This is a genomic window from Haematospirillum sp. 15-248 (genome assembly GCF_012102665.1).
Classification (GTDB): domain Bacteria; phylum Pseudomonadota; class Alphaproteobacteria; order Rhodospirillales; family Rhodospirillaceae; genus Haematospirillum.
This window is the reverse complement of record NZ_JAAVTF010000001.1, coordinates 493,129-510,755: the sequence shown is the minus strand read 5'-3', so window position 1 is coordinate 510,755 and position 17,627 is coordinate 493,129. Positions and strand designations below refer to the sequence as shown.

The following is a 17,627-nucleotide window of genomic DNA, read 5'->3' as shown; positions in this document are numbered from 1 at the left end:
AGCGGGAATTTATCCGTAATAATCTTCCCTAGGTGATGTTTGTTCTGTTGTAAGAATTCAGGAGCATGTGTGATGCAAAATGGTCGTATTGATGCGTGTCTGGAGAAGCTAGGGCTTGTTCTGCCCCCTGCTGTGGCCCCCGTTGCCAATTATGTGCCGTGGGTTGTTCTTGGGACGCAGGTCGTGATTTCCGGGCAGCTTCCCATGCGTGATGGAAGCCTGATGACAACCGGTCTTCTGGGGCGCGAGGTCAGCGTGGACGATGGTGCCGCTGCAGCACGTCAGTGTGCGCTTAATCTGCTGACGCAGTTGAAGGCAGCGTGTGGTGGTAATCTTGACCGGGTTCAGCGTGTGGTTCGCCTGGGTGGTTTTGTTGCGTGCACACCTGACTTTACCGACCATCCCAAGGTGATCAACGGGGCTTCTGATTTGATGGTCCAGGTATTTGGTGATGCAGGACGTCATGCCCGCGCTGCCGTTGGGTGTCCATCCCTGCCGCTGGGTGCTGCTGTGGAAGTTGACGGGGTCTTTGAAATCGCCCCCTGATATCACTTAGGGATTGCTCTAAAATCGGGCGACGGGCATTTCGGTGTTGCTATTGTTCCGTCGTCCGGCTCCATAGTGAGCAAAAAACAGATCCCGGAATCCCCCGTGTTCCTCGTCAAGGAGAGGTTCCCGGCGTGGTGCGAGAAAGAACGACTTGACCTGCTCCATCGCCAAGGGGCTGAGTGAGTCGGGCCGTACAAAGGTTGACATGCGTGGTGCCAGGCATTCGGCGACCTGCTGGCATCCAGCCATTTGTGGTGACAGTGGCAGATGGGTGCGCGAGAGAGCTTCCATCGCCTGTATTAGACTTTCTTCAGTCGATGGGGATGTTTTTCCATAAGTGCTCTGGTCCATTTCGTTGATGTGATGGACAACCTGCTCCAGAAACTCCGTCATTGTCCTGGCTATGCTTTTACAGCTTGCGGCGGAGATTTTCAGCGGTGAAAAGACCCGGTTATCCCACCATTGCGTCAGGGCCGTATGGGCACGGCAGTGCTGACGCACAACGGATGGATCGGCTATACCCTTCATCAGAGCGCCGGCCATGTCTTCCTCTTCCATCAGGCAGTGAACAAGCCAATAGATGGTGATGGTATCAACGAAGTAGTGTGTCAGTTTCTCGTTCTCATGGTTGGCCGCATGGGCCCCACGAGTCAGCAGGATCAGGAACATGCCGTGATGGATATCGCAGTACCAATGACCTGTTCTCAAATGCTCCGGCAGAAGAGGGGATCGGACCACGGGAGCAATGTCTGATTCCTGGAGAATGGTTTGGTCCTGTGCGGTGGCCAGCTGCATGACAGTGTTCCCGTAAGAGAATCGCCCGTATATCGTCATGCTGTTGCCCTGCCGCGTCAATTGCGCGGCAGGGCCTTGTGGCCAAGGCTATATGTACAAAAACTACCTTCAGTTTGTTTCATGGTCGGAAACCAGAAACGGTAGGTTTGCTGTATCGGCCTTCCCGGATGGATCCCGTACCGTAATGAAGAGGCGATAGGCCCCGGGTGCCGGACTGATAAACGTCAATTGCTGTACGCTGTTGTGTCGGATGTGCACAGGTATCTGTTCCGGAATCGATTCAATATCTCCACCCTTTCTCAGATCCGTTGATTCCTTTCTTACAATCCATTCCGTGACAAGGGCCTGTCCTTCCGGGTCAATGGCATCAACGTGGGCAATGATATCGTCACCGGAATGGTGTACATCAGTATTGATACGGGCATGGCGTATTTCCGGGGCCTTGTTCGTCACGGTCTTCCCCCAGGACTCAATCAGGGCGTCGGTCATTGGGGTCAGGCTGCCGTCTTTGAGTAGAAGGCCGTGCCATGTTTCGGTTTGTTCCTGTTTGGCTCCCCACACGAAAGCAAATCCACCGACAAGTTGCGGGCTTTCCTTTATGAAGGCCATTGCATCCCTGAAAAATTTGGCCTTCTGGCTGCCTGTCAGCTCCAGCGGAGCACCCCATGCCTTCCTGGTTGCATCCCACTGTCCCAAGGGGCCAAATTCGGTGATGGCAACGGGTTTGCGGATACCTGCCTTTTGCAAGCGATCCGGAAGTCCATACAATCCGTCACCATAGGTGTTGATGCCAATAATATCGGCATGCTGGCTATGATCTGCCAAGATTCTCAGGCGGTCATCCCCCATGTTGGCTACAATCATGATGGTGGGGTGTTCCTGGTCTATGGCCTTGACCATGGCTGCTGTTTTGTTTACAAGCCGCCATGCCGGTCTGGGATCGCTTTGAAGAAGCTCGACTTCATTGCCAATGCCCCATGCGAGAAGAGCCGGGTGATCGCGGTGTTGGGTTACAAAATCGCGGATCTTGGCGTTTTGTTCTTCTACAGCTTTTGGGTCGTCAAGATTGAAGCCCCGGCGTGGATGCTCAAGCCATACCCCCATAATCACTTTCAGCCCCAGTTTGGCGGCTTCATCCAGAACCCACGCATCTTCCTCACCGTAAAGGCGAATGAATTTCCCGCCATTCTTGGCAAAGGCTTCCAGATTGCTTTTGTCGCCTGAAAACGCAGCGCCAAGCCACGGAGTTCCTTCAAGGGGTTGAGCGCAATGAGCTTGATGGATCATCATCGACAGCAGGAGAGCTGCAGTCAGGGGCGCAATGTAACCGCGTGTCATGGCGTGTCCTACCCAACTTATATATGTGCAACCTGCACCCTATAGGTCTTTTTCTTGTGTCAGCAAGGTAAACTTGCTCTTGAAACAGGACCTTTTCAGTCTTATTAAAGAAGGACTGAAAAGGTCCTGTTTCCGTGGCTGATGGTAGGCAAATGTCAGGGGTGTTTGTATGCTTCGCATTAACAAGTTGACCGACTATGCCGTTGTTCTGTTGGTATACATGGTAAAAGTTGGTGGGCGGCACTCTGCTCAACAGGTTGCCGGTGAGACCGGCATTCCCATGCCGACGGTCGCCAAGATTTTAAAGACCTTGACACGGGAAGGGCTGGTTGTTTCGGCCCGGGGTGTGTCCGGCGGCTATGGTCTGGGGCGTGGAGCCGAGCAGATCACGGTTGCCGATATCGTGCAGGCTGTCGAGGGTCCTATTGCCCTGACATCATGTGTAGACGAATCGCCGGATGGATGCGGGATCGGGAACCTGTGTCCGATGAACGGCCATTGGAATCGGGTGAATGGCGCTGTATACCGTGCGCTTTCAGACGTGACCCTGGCCGATATGGCATCAGATCCGCTGCCGTTTGTGCCCCGGACCGTGACCGTGGCCTGAGCAGCACAGAGTTTCAAAGGGAGCAGGACGGAGCATGGCGGCAACAGACAGCACAGCCAGAACCGTAAAGGAACTGGAACATTACCGATACGGTTTTGAAACCGATATCGAAAGCGATCGGGCTCCTAAAGGCTTGAACGAGGATATTGTCCGCTTCATTTCCGCAAAGAAGGGGGAGCCGGAATGGCTGCTGGAATGGCGCCTTAAGGCCTACCGCTTGTGGCTGACGATGGAGGAGCCTGACTGGGCAAACCTGAATTATCCAACCCCGGATTTCCAGGATGCCTATTACTATGCGGCGCCCCGTCAGAAAGTGGGTCCAGCCAGTCTGGATGAAGTGGACCCGGAGCTTCTGAAGACATACGAGAAGCTTGGCATTCCGCTGAAAGAGCAGGAAGTCCTGGCCGGTGTTGCCGTTGATGCCGTCTTTGATTCGGTATCCGTTGCAACAACCTATAAAAAGCGCCTGGAGGACATGGGTGTTATTTTCTGCTCCATTTCCGAGGCAGTCCAACGGTTCCCGGACTTGGTGCGGCAGTACCTTGGATCTGTCGTGCCGGTGGCTGACAACTTCTATGCCTGTCTGAACTCGGCGGTCTTTACGGATGGCTCCTTTGTGTACATCCCAAAGGGGCTGCGGTGCCCGATGGAGCTGTCGACCTATTTCCGTATCAACGAAAAGAATACCGGGCAGTTCGAGCGGACCCTGATTATCGCCGATGAAGGGGCGTACGTTTCCTATCTGGAAGGCTGTACGGCCCCGCAGCGTGACGAGAACCAGCTGCACGCTGCGGTGGTTGAGCTTGTTATCCTGGATGATGCCGAGATCAAGTATTCCACGGTTCAGAACTGGTACCCCGGTGATGCCGAAGGACGGGGTGGGATCTACAACTTTGTGACCAAGCGTGCAGCCTGTCGCGGGCGGAATGCCAAGGTTATGTGGACCCAGGTTGAAACCGGGTCGGCCGTAACGTGGAAGTATCCCTCCTGTATTCTCCAGGGCGATAATTCGTCAGGGGAGTTTTATTCGGTTGCCATCACCAATAATTTTCAGCAGGCCGATACGGGCACAAAGATGATCCATATTGGCCGTAACACGACGTCCAAGATCATTGCCAAGGGTATTGCTGCAGGCAAGTCGGATCAGACCTATCGTGGACTGGTGCGCATTATGCCGGGTGCAGAAGGGGCGCGGAATTTTACGCAGTGTGACAGTCTTCTGATCGGCGATCAGTGCGGTGCGCATACCATTCCCTATATCGAGAACCGCAATCCCTCGGCCCGGACTGAACATGAAGCAACGGCAAGCCGTATCTCCGAGGAGCAAATGTTTTACTGTCTGCAGCGCGGGCTTAATCCGGAAGAAGCGGTTGGTCTGATCGTCAATGGGTTCTGCAAGGAAGTTTTGCAGACCCTGCCGATGGAGTTTGCCGTCGAGGCCCAGAAGCTGGTTTCCATTTCGCTTGAAGGCAGCGTTGGTTGAGCCTGCGACAGAAGGAATAACAAGATGTCACTGATTGAAATTCGTAATCTTCATGCCTCTGTTGACGGGCGGGAAATTCTAAAGGGTGTTGATCTGGTCATTGAGCCGGGCACGGTTCATGCCCTGATGGGGCCCAATGGAACTGGCAAGTCCACCCTGTCCAACATCATTGCCGGGCGTGATGGATACGATGTCACACAAGGCGAGGTGCTGTTTGATGGCCAAAACCTTCTGGAACTTTCGGCAGACGAGCGCGCCCGTGCCGGGGTGTTTCTGTCATTCCAGTATCCGGTGGAAATTCCGGGTGTGGCCATGTCAACCTTTCTCAAGGCTGCGCTGAATGCCTGTCGCAAGACACGCGGGGAACCCGAGATCGACCCTGTGGCGTTCCTGAAGTTGGTCAAGGACAAGGCGCGCGAACTTGGTGTCAGCGATGACATGCTCAAGCGCCCTGTCAACGTCGGTTTCTCTGGTGGTGAGAAAAAGCGGGCCGAGATCCTGCAAATGTCGGTGCTTGATCCCCGGTTTGCCATTCTGGATGAAACGGACTCCGGTCTGGATATTGATGCACTGAAGATCGTGTCCGAAGGGATCAACGCCCTGCGGGGGAACCAGCGTTCTTTCCTGGTGATTACCCATTATCAACGGCTCCTGCGCTATATCGTGCCTGATGTGGTCCATGTCTTTGTCGGCGGCAAGGTCGTTCGCACCGGTGGTCCGGAGCTGGCGGAGGATCTGGAGGCAAATGGCTATGCCGGATATCGTGATGCTGCGGCTTGAACGGAAGGTTCTGTCATGATGAAGAATGCCGCACTGCCTTTGTTCGGGTGTGACCATGACGTGGATGTGCCGGGTCAGGCTGCCTGGTTGTCTGACTTGCGTCGCCTTGGTATGGAGGCTTACGAGAAGCAAGGGCTTCCCGGGCGCCGGAGTGAACGGTGGAAGTACACGCAGGTTCGTGACCTGACCCGTCTTGACTGGGCCTTGATACGTGGCGGGGCTGTTGAGAGCGTGGATTCTGTTATCACGAACCATGCCTTGGCTCTTGAACAAGCCTGGACCGTTGTTCTGGTGAATGGCTGCTACGACGAAGCCCTGACCCGTTCGGTTAATCTTTTGTCAGCATGTGAGCGCCCTGATGGGCTTGACCTGCGTCCCCTGGGGCAGGTTATGGCACAGGAGCCGGCAGCCTTGGAGGGGCTTCTGGGGCAACTTCTGCCCTATCACGAACATCCCTTTGCGGCGCTGAATACCAGTGTGCTGGCTGATGGCCTGTTCGTCAGAGTGCCGGACAACGTCGTTATTGATGTGTCTGTTCATGTGGTAGCCATTTACACCGGTGAAAGACAGGCACGCAGCGTGCAGCCCCGTCTTGTGCTGGATCTTGGGCGGAATGCCCGTCTTGTCATGGCAGAGAGCCATGTCTCTGCGGACGAGCACCCTGTCTTTGCCAATTGGGTTCGTGAAATACGGATGGCCGAAGGCTCTTCCCTGGATCATGTGGTGCTCCAGAACATGAACGGTGCCAGCACATGGTTTATGGCCGGACAGTCTACCTTGGCCGAATCAGCCTCCCTTGACAGCTTCTCTGTTCTGACAGGGGCACGCCTGTCCCGCTCCGATCTCTGCGTCGAGCTTGCAGGCCAAGGTGCCAGTGCCCTGGTCAACGGGGTCTATGCTGTGGGGCATGATCAGCACGTTGATACAACAACCTTTATGGATCATGCTGTGGCCGGCTGTACCTCGAACCAGGTCTGGAAGGGTGTCCTGGACAGCAATGGGCGTGGTGTTTTTCAGGGGCGTGTACTGGTTCGTCGTGATGCACAGCAGACCGATGGCCAGCAGTTGCACAAGGCATTGATGTTGTCGCGTGGCGCCGAAGTGGATACCAAGCCGGAACTGATGATTTACGCTGATGATGTCAAATGCAGCCATGGTGCGGCAGCAGGTGCACTGGACGAGGACGCACTCTTTTATCTGCGTGCCCGGGGTATTCCGGATGATGTGGCGCGTTCACTTCTGATTGAGGGCTTCTTGGACGAGGCTGCTGTTATGGTCCGTCATCCAGCACTGCAGGCAGCCATTCTGAAGCACATTCATGCGTGGTTGGGGGCACGAAGCCAATGACGGTGGCTGTAACCCCAACAAGTGCGATTGTACGGCCTTTTGATGTTGAGGCCATCAGGGCTGATTTTCCTATTTTGTCCCGTACGGTGCATGGCAAGCCCCTTGCCTATCTGGATACGGGGGCTTCTGCCCAGAAGCCGGCTGTGGTTCTCGATGTCATGCGGCGGGCTTATGAGGAAGAGTATGCCAATGTCCACCGTGGCGCCTATTGGCTGTCCGAGCGTTCTACGCTGGCTTATGAGGCCGCGCGTCGCAAGGTTCAGGGGTTTCTGAATGCAGCTTCGGAACGGGAGATTGTCCTGACCCGTGGTGCGACAGAGGCGATTAACCTGGTTGCCAACAGCTATGGTCGTGCCTTTCTGAAACCCGGAGACGAGATTGTTCTGACCGAGCTGGAACACCACTCCAATATTGTACCGTGGCAGATGCTGCGTGATCAGTTGGGGCTGGTTCTGAAGGTGGCACCTGTCTGCGACGACGGTTCCCTGGATCTTGATGCCTTCTCTGATCTTCTGACCCCTCGTACCCGTTTGGTTGCCGTTGCCCATGTGTCCAATGTGCTGGGGACTGTCCTGCCTGTCCGCGACATATGCAGCCGGGCCCATGCGGTTGGTGCCGTTGTGCTGGTGGATGGATGCCAGGGTGTGGTGCATCAGGGTGTCGACGTTCAGGAGCTGGGCTGCGATTTCTACGTCTTCTCTGCGCATAAGCTATACGGGCCGACCGGTGTTGGAGTTTTGTGGGGGCGGGAGACGCTTCTTGACAGAATGCCGCCATGGATGGGCGGGGGAGACATGATTTCCTCGGTCACGTTCGAGAAAAGTGAGTGGGCGTCCCTGCCTGCGAAGTTTGAGGCCGGAACACCGCCCATTGTTCAGGCCATTGGTCTTGGTGCCGCGATTGATTATGTCGCAGGAATAGACAGAGGGGCTGTCCTTGATCACGAAATGGATCTTCTGTCCTTTACGATGGAAGCCCTGTCTGATCTGGGGGGGCTGACTGTCCATGGCACCACGGCAGGGAAAGCTGGTCTTGTGGCTTTTTCCACCACATGGGCCCATCCCCATGATCTGGCAACCGTTCTGGATCGGCAGGGTGTATGCGTGCGGGCAGGGCATCACTGTGCCCAGCCCTTGATGGCGCGCCTTGGCGTTTCATCCACAACACGGGCCAGCTTCGGACTTTACACAAACCGTGCCGATATTGATGCCTTTATCAAGGCATTGCGTTTGGCACGCGATCTTTTTGAATAGGGCGCCTGCCATGACCATGAGACCGCCTATGTATGCGTATGATCCTCCTCCTCCGGCTGAAGATGGAGAGGCCATCGAGATTGGAACACCTCTGGAGCCTGGAACACCGGTTGCCAGCGAGGACGAGGTTATTGCCGCGTTGAGAACGGTTCACGACCCGGAAATCCCCGTGAATATTTACGATCTGGGTTTGATCTATACCCTTGAGATCGGAGATACCGGAGATACACGGATTGTCATGACGTTGACGGCTCCGGCTTGTCCTGTCGCCGGGGAGATGCCCGAGGAGGTCGCTCACGCGGTTGCACGGGTAGAGGGCGTTGGCCGCGTGTCGGTGTCGCTGACGTGGGATCCACCCTGGACTCCCGACCGGATGACCGAAGTGGCCCGTGTTGCCCTGGATATGTTCTGAAGCCTGCTTGTGTGGAGAGACAGACGATGTTTGCTGAACCCGGCAAGAAGATCCTGCAGCTGACAGATGCTGCTGCGCAGAGGGTGCGGGACCTTGTGGCCCGCTCCGAGAAGCCTATGATCGGTCTGCGGGTTGGGATCAAGACCCGTGGCTGCTCCGGCATGTCTTATGTTGTTGAGTATGCGGAAGAGAAGAAGCCTTTCGAAGAAGTGATCGAGGACAAGGGGGTAACCATTCTGGTGGACCCCATGGCCTTGATGTTTGTTCTTGGCGCCACGATGGATTATCGCGTCGACAAATTTTCATCGGGGTTTGTTTTTGACAATCCCAACGAAACAGGCCGTTGCGGTTGTGGTGAAAGTTTCAGCGTTGATAAATCGGTTGCGACCGATTAGTGCGTTTGCTGTTTTGTAGGTTTCGGTTGGCCCAGATCTGCACAGCGGTCTGGGCTTCTGTTTGTGCTCATTCTTTTTCTTGTTTCAATCACGGCATTCACAGCTATATGTTGGCCGCCGGCTGCGGGTCTGCGCCGGCCTTTCCGGTCCGTGTTTTGACTTCACAAGGCTTCCTGTTTCGGGGCATTGTGATTGCCTTGCGGTGCGCCGTTGCTGGTCTGTTTTTGATGTGAGGAAGAGCTGATGAAAATTGCCATACCGAAGGAGCGGCGTGACGGAGAACTCCGGGTGGCGGCTACTCCGGAAACTGTGAAAAAGCTGATCGGCCTTGGATACAGGGTTTCTGTTGAAACGGGCGCTGGGCTTCATTCGTCTGTTGCAGATGCCCAGTATGCCGAGGCTGGTGCTGAAATTGGTGCCGATGCGGCCTCCACGCTTTCTGACGCTGATATTGTCCTGAAAGTCTCGCGCCCGATGATGGCAGGTGACGGGTTTGACGAGGTTGCTCTTCTGCCAAGGGGCAGCCGTCTGTTTTGTCATCTGAATGCCCTGTCAGAGCCAGCCTTGATCAAGGCTTTGGCTGAGCGTGGCGTTGATGCGTTTGCAATGGAACTGATGCCCCGCATCACACGTGCGCAATCGATGGATATTCTGTCATCGCAAAACAATCTGGCTGGCTATCGGGCTGTGATTGATGCTGCGGCTGAATATGGCCGTGCTTTCCCGATGATGATGACGGCGGCAGGTACTGTGGCTCCGGCCCGCGTTCTGGTTTTTGGCGCCGGTGTTGCCGGCCTTCAGGCTGTCGCAACAGCGAAACGGCTTGGGGCAATTGTCCATGCTACCGATGTACGCCCAGCTACGCGTGAGCAGGTTGAGTCCTTGGGTGGCAAGTTTGTTGTCGTCGATGAGGCGATGGAAAAAGAGGCGGAAACAGCCGGAGGCTATGCCAAGGAAATGCCGCCGGAATATTTTGAGCGCCAGAAGAAGGTTGTCGGCGATTTCCTGCGCAAGGCCGACATTGCGATTACCACGGCCCTGGTTCCCGGGCGTAAGGCACCTGTTCTCATCTCTGCGGATCAGGTGGGAGACATGAAGCCGGGTTCGGTCATCGTTGATCTGGCCGCAGAGCAAGGGGGGAACTGTGCCCTGACAGTCCCCGGTCAGACGGTTCTTCATAACGGGGTCAAGATTGTTGGCAATCGTGATGTTGCCAGTCGGCTGGCGGGCGACAGCTCTGCCCTTTTCTCGCGCAATCTGTTCAACTTCATTCAGTTTCTGACCGACCGCGAGGCGAAGAAACTGGAAATCAATCCGGATGAGGCCTTGGTCAAGGGGACATGTGTCACCCGCAATGGTGCAGTGGTGCACCCGCAGCTGACCGCTGTTTGACAAAAGGAAGGGAGACAATGGATACCCAATCTATTCAGGAAGCAGCCAAGGCCCTGTCTTCTTCGGCCGCCGATTTGGCTGAAAAAGCATCCCTGCTTGCTACTCAGGCATCTTCGGCCGCCCATGCGGCTGCAGCAGGGCAGGGTCATGATTTCTGGTACCTGATGATCATTTTTGTTCTGGCCTGTTTTGTCGGATTTTATGTGGTTTGGTCTGTGACACCGGCCCTGCATTCCCCTTTGATGGGCGTCACCAATGCCATCAGTTCCGTCATTATCGTCGGGGCGTTGATTGCTGCCGGTCCTTTGGATATGTCCGCATCGGGTGTTCTGGGGTTCTTTGCGGTCATGCTGGCTGCAGTCAATATTTTTGGTGGGTTCATCGTGACGCAGAGAATGCTTCAGATGTTCCGTAAAAAGGATAAATAGGGAGCGCCACGCCATGATGAATGTGACAGGTTTGACCATGATGGCCTATGGGGTGGCGGCTATCTGTTTTATTTTGGCTTTGCGTGGACTCTCCAGCCCGGTCAGTGCCCGGCAGGGAAATCAGCTCGGGATGGCCGGCATGGCGATTGCCGTGTTGACAACGCTGATTTCTCCTGCAGTTCATAGTTATGGACTGATTGTTCTGGCTATCGTCATTGGTGGTGCTGTCGGAACAGTTGTTGCTCTGAAAGTCAAGATGACGGCCTTGCCGCAGCTGGTCGCTGCCTTCCATTCCCTGGTTGGTATGGCAGCCGTTCTGGTTGCTACGGCGGCGCTTCTGTCGCCGGAGAGCTATGGGATCGGTACGGTCGGTCGTATTCAGGCAGGGTCGCTTGTCGAGATGAGCCTGGGGGTTGTGATCGGGGCTATAACATTTTCGGGTTCCGTTATTGCCTTTGGCAAGCTTCAGGGGCTGATTGCCGGGAAGCCCCTACAGTTTCCGATGCAGCATAAACTGAACGCTTTGCTGGGCGGAGCGCTTGTTTTCCTGATTATTGTGTTTGCCTTGTCTGAAAGCCACAGCATCTTCTTTCTGCTGATGATCATGGCTTTTGTCCTGGGGTTTTTGTTGATCCTGCCCATTGGCGGGGCTGATATGCCTGTCGTTATCTCCATGCTGAACTCCTACTCTGGATGGGCGGCCTGTGGTATAGGCTTTACCCTTGGCAATGCCTTGCTGATTATTGCCGGGGCCCTGGTGGGGGCTTCCGGGGCTATTCTGTCCTATATCATGTGCAAGGGCATGAACCGCTCTATCTTCAATGTGATCCTGGGTGGTTTTGGCGGTGAGGCTGCGCAAGGGGCTGCTGCTGGTTCCGGCACAGATCGTGCCGTCAAGGCGGGTTCAGCAGATGATGCGGCGTTCATCATGAAAAATGCTTCCAAGGTTATCATCGTTCCGGGCTATGGAATGGCGGTTGCTCAGGCCCAGCATGCCCTTCGTGAAATGGCCGATGCCTTGAAGGCAGAGGGAGTTGAGGTCAAGTATGCCATTCATCCTGTCGCGGGTCGTATGCCGGGGCATATGAATGTGCTGCTCGCCGAAGCCAATGTCCCCTACGATGAGGTTTTTGAGCTGGAGACCATTAACAATGATTTCCAGACAGCCGATGTTGCCTATGTGATTGGTGCCAACGATGTTACCAATCCGGCGGCGCATACGGATCCATCCAGCCCGATCTATGGCATGCCTATTCTGGATGTGGAGAAAGCGCGGACCGTCCTGTTCGTCAAGCGCTCCATGGCTTCGGGCTATGCTGGGGTCGAGAACGATCTCTTCTTCCGCGATAACACGATGATGCTTTTTGGTGATGCCAAAAAGGTAACAGAAGAGGTTGTCAGCGCGCTGAACTAATGTACGTCATGCATGTATGAGGGCTGAAGGCCGGATGTGTGGAGTCCGGCCTTTTTCTTTCAGTGTTGTGTAGGTCTTAGGTCAATAATGCGCCTTGCCTTCCCGGAGGAGCGCTCGATCGTGTTCTCGTGGGCAATTGTAATTTTTGCGGGTACCCCCAGAGTGCGCTTTATGCAATGGGCCAGATCGGTTCTGGCCGCAGTTTGCACGTCCTTATCATGAAGGCCGGAGCGTAACTCTGTCTTTATCTCCAAATAATCTTTGTGCCCTTTGCGACGTATAACAAGCTGATAAACAGGAGCTAGTCGAGGGTCACGCAGAATAATGGCCTCGACTTGCGTGGGGAGCACCTTGACCCCCTGTATTGTGAGCATGGCATCGGAACGGCCTGCTGTCCGTTCCATACGCCTCAAGCCTCGCCCGGTGCCGGGAAGAAGACGGGTCAGGTCATGCGTACGATAGCGTATCAGTGGCATGGCTTCCCGGGTTAGCGTGGTCAGTACCAGTTCACCAAAACTCCCGTCGGGCAAGACGGCCCCCGTATCCGGATCGATGATTTCCGGATAAAAATAGTCTTCCCATATGTGTAGGCTGCCCCTGCTGTTCGGGCTTTCTATCGCTACGCCGGGTCCCATGATTTCCGAGAGGCCGTATATGTCAATGGCCTTCAGGTCGAAACGCTCCTCTATTGCGCAGCGCATTTCTTCTGTCCATGGTTCCGCCCCCAAGATACCCATTTTCATGGAGCTTTTCCGGGGATTGATGCCTTGCCGTTCCATCTCGTCGGCGATAACAAGCATGTAGCTTGGGGTAGCCATGATAATGTCAGGTTTCAGATCTTGTATGAAGTGTATCTGTCGCCGTGTGTTCCCGCCTGAAGCGGGAATAACCGTGCACCCCAGTGCTTCGGCACCATAGTGCGCCCCTAGGCCACCCGTAAATGGCCCGTACCCAAAGGAAACCTGTACACGCATGCCCTGACGTACGCCTGCTGTTCTGAGGGACCGTGCCATAAGGCGTGTCCATATTTCCAGATCAGTCCGTGTATATCCGGTGATGGTTGGTGTACCGGTTTGCCCTGATGAGGTATGCAGGCGAAGAATACGTTCCATGGGTACGGCAAACAGGCCATTCGGATAATGGAGACGTAGATCGTTTTTAGATATGAAAGGAAAATGCGCCAAATCGGGAAGTGTTTGTAGATCATCAGGGTGTATGGCGGCTCTTTGACAGGCTTTCTGGAAAGGGAGAATCCTGTCCCATGCATTATAGAGTGTGTGACGCAGGCGTTGTAGCTGGAGTGCAGATAATTGCTCGGGATCGGCCCATTCCATCGGATCCAGCAGATAAAGCGGCTTTGATGGATGACAGGTTATCATGGTGTGGCGCTTTCTTTAAGCCGTCTGTGGGCATAATGCTTGGTCTTGGTCTGCTGTGACGGCGTCACCAAAACAAGTAGGACTCCTCTGTCGACAGTGTGTGTCATGCTCCTATTGGGGAGGTTGTTCCGTGACAACGCCACCTATGTACCGCACGTTCCCCCGAAGAAGCGCAATCACAGCACCGTCACTCCGCCGGGAGACTGTTACATCGATCATGCTGTTCCGTTCCTTTGTCCAGATTTCCTGCCCTTCTGCGATCAGCTCGTCACCCAGGTGTCCTGGTGCCGTGTAGGTTATTGTGCACGAATGCGTCACAGCGCGGATATTCTTGGAGTGGCAGGCATGGGCAAGGCATGTGTCGGCCAGCGTAAAGCAAAGGCCACCGTGCAGAATGCCGTGGCCATTGACCATGTCCTGCCGTACGGTCATGCTCAACCGCGCAGATCCCGGGCTTACAGTTTCAACAACAATGCCAAGCATATGGGATGTATGATCCCGGCTATAGAGTGCGGCGCTTACCGCTTCAGCAACCTGCTGGGTATTTTCTTCTGAACTTTTGATCATAATGTCAGACACCAAGCTCCGTTTTTGCATCAAGGCAGAGGCAACAAGACACACCTGTCTTTCTGCTCTCACGATGCAATCGGGGCTTATTATGCTACGGTTGATCTGTTTTTGCAGGTTCTATTTATTCAGTCTTTATTTTTGAATCTCTCTTTGTACTTTTTAAATACAAGACCATGTTTATTATGGTTGTATTTATATGTTATAATACGGATTAGCGTTCATACTGTGCTGTGTCCCAGCTTGTTCAGAAGCTCGGAAGGACCACTGCCTTAGCGTACCCATCTCAGTCGGAAAACTGCAATTAGTACAAACGGAAGCAAGCAGGTCAGGAACAGAACCCGTATCGGCTCGATCAAGGGCTTTCCCAAAGCAATATCAATTGCAGCAAGCGTAATTGCCAGAAGACTTGGCAGGAAAAGAGCGTTCCAGCTCCTTGTTTCATGACGCAAGACAAGCAGGGACAGAAGAAAGAGGGCAAACCCCAGAAGGATGCAGTCTGCTTCTGACGAGAATGGCAGGGTCGAGAACAGATACTGGCGTATAGTTTCGGGTGTGGTCATGACAACTACAATCGCTCGTATGCTATGCGAAAAAGGTGGTATGTTCTCACTGGTTCCTGTTTCAGGAAATGCGGGGTCATGGCTAAAAGCCAGATTGAAGGAAGCCTAAAATAGCGACGCCAAGAACAATGCGATACCAAGCAAACGGGGAGAAGCCGTGCCGGCCAATTAGCGCCAGCGCTGCCCTGATAACGAGGAGAGCCGTAACAAAGGCTGCAATCGTTGCAATCATGAGCAGTTCCAGAGAAGCCATTTCAAGAAGGTTCCAGTTCTTGTAAAGGCTGTAAGTCGTGGCGCCCATCATGGTTGGAATAGCAAGGAAGAAAGAAAACTCTGCGGCTATGCGACGTTCAACACCAACCAGCAAAGCGCCCATGATTGTTGCTCCGGAACGGGACACGCCGGGTATCATGGCAATGCACTGGAAGACCCCTATGCGTAGTGCGGTACCAGCTTGCATATTTTCGATGGTCGCAAGAGTTGGTGTGATGCTGCGGCGTTCAATGACCAGCATGGCTATGCCGCCCGCTACAAGCATGCAGGCAATAACTGTCGGGCTGTCCAGTGCCTGCCTGATCAGAGGGTAAGCCATGGCCCCAACCAGCATGGCAGGTAAGAATGCAATCACCAAATTGCGCACGAAAGCCTGTTCTGTAGCGTCTTGTGTAAAGCCTCGGACAGCCCGCCACAGGCGTACGCGGTATGCAACGCAGACCGCCATGATGGCCCCGATCTGGATGGCGACCTCGAACGTCTTGCCCGGGGGGGCTGGAAAGCCAAGGACATCCACCAGCAACACCAGATGCCCGGTTGATGAAATGGGCAGAAACTCTGTCAGGCCCTCAACAATACCAAGAAGGGCCGCCAGGACCAGAATGTCCATGGGGTGCATGATCTCCCGAGAGTCAACGAATCGTGACCCATGATGATGTCTGTGTTTTTCGTATGCAAGCATATACGGGCCGAAGATTGAACAAATCAGGCATTTCTGTTACACCCCACAGGTCTATGCCGGATCGGGTACTGGCGTTAATTGTTTATAATGTATTTATTCTTTGTATCAGGATTGTACCGCGTGGCGCTTCCCCCCCTTCTTTCCCTTCGAGATGTCCGGCTCGGGTTCGGTGGCCTTCCCCTGTTTGATGGCGTTGACATGGCCGTCGGGCGTGGCGACCGTATCTGCTTGGTCGGGCGGAATGGGGCAGGAAAGTCAACCCTGCTGAAGATTATTGCCGGTCAGGTTGAGCCTGAAAATGGCGATGTTTTTGTGCAGCCCGGGACCCGGCTGTCCTGGTTGCCTCAAGAGCCGGATGTGTCGGGATTCCATTCTGTATATGATTATGTTGCAGGTGGCTTCGAGGGGGATCAGGACCATGTCCTGCATCGGGTCAAGCCTCTTCTGGATGAGCTTGGCCTGGATCCTGATGCTGACCCGTGCCTACTTTCCGGCGGAGAGAAGCGTCGGGCAGCCATTGCCCGTCTTCTGGTTTGTGATCCAGACATTATGCTGCTGGATGAGCCTACCAACCACTTGGATCTCCCCACCATTCAATGGCTGGAATCAAAGCTGCGTTCCTGTCGCAGTGGCTTCATTGTTATTTCTCATGATCGCGCTTTTTTGAATAACCTGACAAACGTTACGCTATGGCTTGACCGTGGTATTGTCCGGCGACTGGACAGAGGTTTTTCTGCTTTTGAGGAATGGGCCGAAACCATTTTGGAACAGGAAACCGTTGAGAGAGCCAAGTTTGACAAGCTGATTGCCAAGGAAACAGAGTGGCTGCGCCAGGGTGTTAAAGCCAGAAGAACGCGGAATATGGGGCGTGTACAGCGTCTCTACGATATGCGTCAGGAACGCGCCGGCATGATTTCACAAGCCGGACGTGTGGCGATGGGAATTGATAGCGGTGCTCTCTCCGGGAAGCTGGTTATCGAGGCTGTTGATATAGAAAAGACTTTCTCAGGGCGGTGCGTCATCAAGCCGCTTTCGGTGCGTGTCTTGCGTGGTGACCGGATTGGTATCATCGGTCCGAACGGGGCTGGAAAGTCGACCCTGTTGAAAATGCTTCTCGGCGAGCTTGCTCCGGATTCCGGCTCTGTCCGGTTAGGAACTGCTTTGTCTCCGGTTTTCCTTGATCAGACACGAAGCCTCCTCGACCCGGAAAAGACGGTGTGGGATACGTTGGCGGATACCGGTGGTGATTCTGTCAATGTTCGTGGAACCATGCGTCATGTTGTTGGCTATATGCGCGATTTCCTGTTCAGTGAGAGCCAGGCGCGAAGTCCGGTTGGAAGCTTGTCAGGGGGAGAGCGTAACAGGCTGATTCTGGCCAAGACACTGGCGGCTCCATCCAACTTGCTGGTCCTTGATGAGCCGACAAATGACTTGGATATTGATACGCTGGATTTGCTGCAGGATGCGCTGTCATCCTATGACGGGACGCTGTTGTTGGTCAGCCATGACCGTGATTTTCTCGATCGTATCGTAACATCCAGTCTTGTCTTCGAGGGTGAGGGGGTTATCCGCGAATACCCCGGTGGATACTCTGACTACGAACGCCAGAGAAAGCAGGTTGATGACGCGCTACCGATTACATCTGCGAAAAAGGATGTAAGTCGCGAGCGTTCAGAGGTACCGCGTGTGCTGACAAAGTTGTCATACGCCCAAGCTCGGCTTTTGAAGGAACTGCCAAATGAGATAGAGCAAGCACGGAAAGAGATTGCGGCACTGGAAGCAAAACTGTCTTGCTCCAATTTCTATGCTGCGGATCCGTCAGCTTTTGCAAAAACGGCTGAGCGTCTTGAGACAAAGAAAGCATTCCTTGAGCGCGCAGAGGAGCAGTGGCTTGAACTCGAAATCTTGAAGGAAAATCTGGAAAATGGCAGTCGCAGGGGTGCCTGATCTGCGATCTCCTATAAAATAGG

The 17,627-nt window shown here is 54.3% G+C and carries 18 protein-coding genes; 12 read left to right on the top strand and 6 right to left on the bottom strand.

What is annotated here, in order from left to right:
- The first annotated feature begins 72 nt into the window (after window positions 1–72).
- On the top strand, window positions 73–546 hold the full coding sequence (locus HEQ72_RS02380) for a RidA family protein (protein ID WP_168019204.1): 474 nt from the start codon (window positions 73–75) through the stop codon (window positions 544–546).
- 18 nt (window positions 547–564) lie between these two features.
- On the opposite strand, the gene HEQ72_RS02375 is transcribed toward HEQ72_RS02380, so the two are convergent.
- Both HEQ72_RS02375 and HEQ72_RS02370 read right to left on the bottom strand, forming a co-directional pair.
- A complete protein-coding gene (locus tag HEQ72_RS02375) occupies window positions 565–1,344 on the bottom strand; it encodes a hypothetical protein (protein WP_168018694.1) in 780 nt (259 codons plus the stop codon).
- A gap of 108 nt (window positions 1,345–1,452) precedes the next feature.
- Window positions 1,453–2,682, bottom strand: a complete 1,230-nt coding sequence (locus tag HEQ72_RS02370; RefSeq protein WP_209316155.1) for a glycoside hydrolase family 2 TIM barrel-domain containing protein — start codon at window positions 2,680–2,682, stop codon at window positions 1,453–1,455.
- A gap of 169 nt (window positions 2,683–2,851) precedes the next feature.
- Here HEQ72_RS02370 and HEQ72_RS02365 point away from each other — a divergent pair, with 169 nt between their 5' ends.
- From HEQ72_RS02365 to HEQ72_RS02320, 10 genes are all read left to right on the top strand, one after another.
- Entirely contained in the window at window positions 2,852–3,289 is a 438-nt protein-coding gene (locus tag HEQ72_RS02365) for an SUF system Fe-S cluster assembly regulator (protein ID WP_168018698.1), read from the top strand.
- A 34-nt stretch (window positions 3,290–3,323) separates the two neighbouring features.
- Window positions 3,324–4,772, top strand: coding sequence for a Fe-S cluster assembly protein SufB (gene sufB / locus HEQ72_RS02360; protein ID WP_168022435.1), 1,449 nt, complete (start codon window positions 3,324–3,326; stop codon window positions 4,770–4,772).
- A gap of 24 nt (window positions 4,773–4,796) precedes the next feature.
- Window positions 4,797–5,552 (top strand): Fe-S cluster assembly ATPase SufC, encoded by a 756-nt coding sequence (sufC, locus tag HEQ72_RS02355; protein WP_168018702.1) that lies wholly within the window; start codon window positions 4,797–4,799, stop codon window positions 5,550–5,552.
- Window positions 5,553–5,567: 15 nt separating this feature from the next.
- Entirely contained in the window at window positions 5,568–6,899 is a 1,332-nt protein-coding gene (gene sufD, locus HEQ72_RS02350; RefSeq protein WP_168018704.1) for a Fe-S cluster assembly protein SufD, read from the top strand.
- The gene (locus HEQ72_RS02345) at window positions 6,896–8,152 is read left to right on the top strand and encodes an aminotransferase class V-fold PLP-dependent enzyme (RefSeq protein WP_168022434.1); all 1,257 of its coding nucleotides are present in this window, start codon (window positions 6,896–6,898) and stop codon (window positions 8,150–8,152) included. The genes sufD and HEQ72_RS02345 overlap by 4 nt, the downstream gene beginning before the upstream one ends.
- Before the next feature lie 28 nt (window positions 8,153–8,180).
- A complete protein-coding gene (locus HEQ72_RS02340; protein ID WP_168018708.1) occupies window positions 8,181–8,564 on the top strand; it encodes an SUF system Fe-S cluster assembly protein in 384 nt (127 codons plus the stop codon).
- A gap of 26 nt (window positions 8,565–8,590) precedes the next feature.
- A complete protein-coding gene (locus HEQ72_RS02335) occupies window positions 8,591–8,959 on the top strand; it encodes a HesB/IscA family protein (RefSeq protein WP_168018710.1) in 369 nt (122 codons plus the stop codon).
- A gap of 243 nt (window positions 8,960–9,202) precedes the next feature.
- Complete coding sequence (locus tag HEQ72_RS02330) at window positions 9,203–10,351, top strand: Re/Si-specific NAD(P)(+) transhydrogenase subunit alpha (RefSeq protein ID WP_168022433.1); 1,149 nt, start codon at window positions 9,203–9,205, stop codon at window positions 10,349–10,351.
- 17 nt (window positions 10,352–10,368) lie between these two features.
- The gene (locus tag HEQ72_RS02325) at window positions 10,369–10,779 is read left to right on the top strand and encodes an NAD(P) transhydrogenase subunit alpha (RefSeq protein ID WP_168018714.1); all 411 of its coding nucleotides are present in this window, start codon (window positions 10,369–10,371) and stop codon (window positions 10,777–10,779) included.
- A 16-nt stretch (window positions 10,780–10,795) separates the two neighbouring features.
- Entirely contained in the window at window positions 10,796–12,193 is a 1,398-nt protein-coding gene (locus HEQ72_RS02320) for an NAD(P)(+) transhydrogenase (Re/Si-specific) subunit beta (RefSeq protein ID WP_168019205.1), read from the top strand.
- Between the two features lie 59 nt (window positions 12,194–12,252).
- Here HEQ72_RS02320 and HEQ72_RS02315 read toward each other — a convergent pair whose 3' ends face one another.
- The 4 genes from HEQ72_RS02315 to HEQ72_RS02300 form a co-directional block, all read right to left on the bottom strand.
- Window positions 12,253–13,572: a phenylacetate--CoA ligase family protein gene (locus tag HEQ72_RS02315; protein ID WP_168022432.1), complete on the bottom strand. Its 1,320-nt coding sequence runs from the start codon at window positions 13,570–13,572 to the stop codon at window positions 12,253–12,255.
- A 111-nt stretch (window positions 13,573–13,683) separates the two neighbouring features.
- Window positions 13,684–14,151: a hotdog fold thioesterase gene (locus tag HEQ72_RS02310; protein ID WP_322099460.1), complete on the bottom strand. Its 468-nt coding sequence runs from the start codon at window positions 14,149–14,151 to the stop codon at window positions 13,684–13,686.
- Between the two features lie 260 nt (window positions 14,152–14,411).
- Window positions 14,412–14,702: a hypothetical protein gene (locus HEQ72_RS02305; protein ID WP_168018718.1), complete on the bottom strand. Its 291-nt coding sequence runs from the start codon at window positions 14,700–14,702 to the stop codon at window positions 14,412–14,414.
- Window positions 14,703–14,784: 82 nt separating this feature from the next.
- Window positions 14,785–15,585: an undecaprenyl-diphosphate phosphatase gene (locus HEQ72_RS02300; protein ID WP_168022431.1), complete on the bottom strand. Its 801-nt coding sequence runs from the start codon at window positions 15,583–15,585 to the stop codon at window positions 14,785–14,787.
- 192 nt (window positions 15,586–15,777) lie between these two features.
- On the opposite strand from HEQ72_RS02300, the gene HEQ72_RS02295 reads away from it, so the two are divergent.
- Window positions 15,778–17,604, top strand: a complete 1,827-nt coding sequence (locus tag HEQ72_RS02295; RefSeq protein WP_322099159.1) for an ABC-F family ATP-binding cassette domain-containing protein — start codon at window positions 15,778–15,780, stop codon at window positions 17,602–17,604.
- Window positions 17,605–17,627: the final 23 nt, after the last annotated feature.

Excerpts from the sequence above, each read along its gene's own strand:
- HEQ72_RS02380 (WP_168019204.1), top strand. The coding sequence starts at position 73 with ATGCAAAATGGTCGTATTGATGCGTGTCTGGAGAAGCTAGGGCTTGTT.
- HEQ72_RS02375 (WP_168018694.1), bottom strand. The coding sequence starts at position 1,344 with ATGCAGCTGGCCACCGCACAGGACCAAACCATTCTCCAGGAATCAGAC.
- HEQ72_RS02370 (WP_209316155.1), bottom strand. The coding sequence starts at position 2,682 with ATGACACGCGGTTACATTGCGCCCCTGACTGCAGCTCTCCTGCTGTCG.
- HEQ72_RS02365 (WP_168018698.1), top strand. The coding sequence starts at position 2,852 with ATGCTTCGCATTAACAAGTTGACCGACTATGCCGTTGTTCTGTTGGTA.
- sufB (WP_168022435.1), top strand. The coding sequence starts at position 3,324 with ATGGCGGCAACAGACAGCACAGCCAGAACCGTAAAGGAACTGGAACAT.
- sufC (WP_168018702.1), top strand. The coding sequence starts at position 4,797 with ATGTCACTGATTGAAATTCGTAATCTTCATGCCTCTGTTGACGGGCGG.
- sufD (WP_168018704.1), top strand. The coding sequence starts at position 5,568 with ATGATGAAGAATGCCGCACTGCCTTTGTTCGGGTGTGACCATGACGTG.
- HEQ72_RS02345 (WP_168022434.1), top strand. The coding sequence starts at position 6,896 with ATGACGGTGGCTGTAACCCCAACAAGTGCGATTGTACGGCCTTTTGAT.
- HEQ72_RS02340 (WP_168018708.1), top strand. The coding sequence starts at position 8,181 with ATGTATGCGTATGATCCTCCTCCTCCGGCTGAAGATGGAGAGGCCATC.
- HEQ72_RS02335 (WP_168018710.1), top strand. The coding sequence starts at position 8,591 with ATGTTTGCTGAACCCGGCAAGAAGATCCTGCAGCTGACAGATGCTGCT.
- HEQ72_RS02330 (WP_168022433.1), top strand. The coding sequence starts at position 9,203 with ATGAAAATTGCCATACCGAAGGAGCGGCGTGACGGAGAACTCCGGGTG.
- HEQ72_RS02325 (WP_168018714.1), top strand. The coding sequence starts at position 10,369 with ATGGATACCCAATCTATTCAGGAAGCAGCCAAGGCCCTGTCTTCTTCG.
- HEQ72_RS02320 (WP_168019205.1), top strand. The coding sequence starts at position 10,796 with ATGAATGTGACAGGTTTGACCATGATGGCCTATGGGGTGGCGGCTATC.
- HEQ72_RS02315 (WP_168022432.1), bottom strand. The coding sequence starts at position 13,572 with ATGATAACCTGTCATCCATCAAAGCCGCTTTATCTGCTGGATCCGATG.
- HEQ72_RS02305 (WP_168018718.1), bottom strand. The coding sequence starts at position 14,702 with ATGACCACACCCGAAACTATACGCCAGTATCTGTTCTCGACCCTGCCA.
- HEQ72_RS02300 (WP_168022431.1), bottom strand. The coding sequence starts at position 15,585 with ATGGACATTCTGGTCCTGGCGGCCCTTCTTGGTATTGTTGAGGGCCTG.